The sequence below is a fragment of the Rhodoplanes sp. SY1 genome (assembly GCF_046000175.1).
Classification (GTDB): domain Bacteria; phylum Pseudomonadota; class Alphaproteobacteria; order Rhizobiales; family Xanthobacteraceae; genus Rhodoplanes.
In genome coordinates, this window is record NZ_JBEOMB010000506.1 from 1 (window position 1) to 534 (window position 534).

At 67.4% G+C, this 534-nt stretch carries 1 protein-coding gene; it reads right to left on the minus strand.

All coding sequences use genetic code 11. The features are described 5' to 3' along the window. Window positions 1–197: 197 nt before the first annotated feature. Window positions 198–491 carry a LysR substrate-binding domain-containing protein gene (locus tag ABTU92_RS30640; RefSeq protein WP_408095290.1) on the minus strand — a complete coding sequence of 98 codons (294 nt, stop codon included), beginning with the start codon at window positions 489–491 and terminating at the stop codon, window positions 198–200. Window positions 492–534: the final 43 nt, after the last annotated feature.

Below are 534 nucleotides of genomic sequence, written 5' to 3' on the forward strand. Positions count from 1 at the left end.
CGGCGCTCGGCAAGCCCGAGGTGAGGACCCGCATCTCCAACACGGGGCTCGAGGCGGTGAGCTCGACCCCGGAGGAGATGGCGGCCTACATGGCCGAGGAGACGCGCAAGTGGGAGCGCGTGGTGCGCGAGGCCCACATCACGGCCGACTGAATGGAAAGGGGCGATGCGGCGCGATCTGAGCAACACCGAATCCGTTTATGACGGTCGTCTGTTCGCTTCGACCAGCATCGACACGAACGTCGTGACTTTCGGGGGGCCGAAGCGCGCCGTCGGGTACACGGCGTAGACGCCGCCCGCCGGCAAGGACCAATCGGGCAAGACCTGAACGAGTCGCCCGCTTGCGAGGTAATCCCCCGTCAGAAGATCGGCAGCACCGAGAGTCCGCCCCCCGCCAGCGTCGCCGCGAGAACAGCCGGCGTGGCGTTGATCAGAAGACTTCGGCGCATGCGCACTGTCTTGCGCTGGGCGCCGCCCTTGTTGAAGCGCCACACGAGCGGTTCTCCTCCGCGATGTCGCGCAGGCGGGCGAGCTT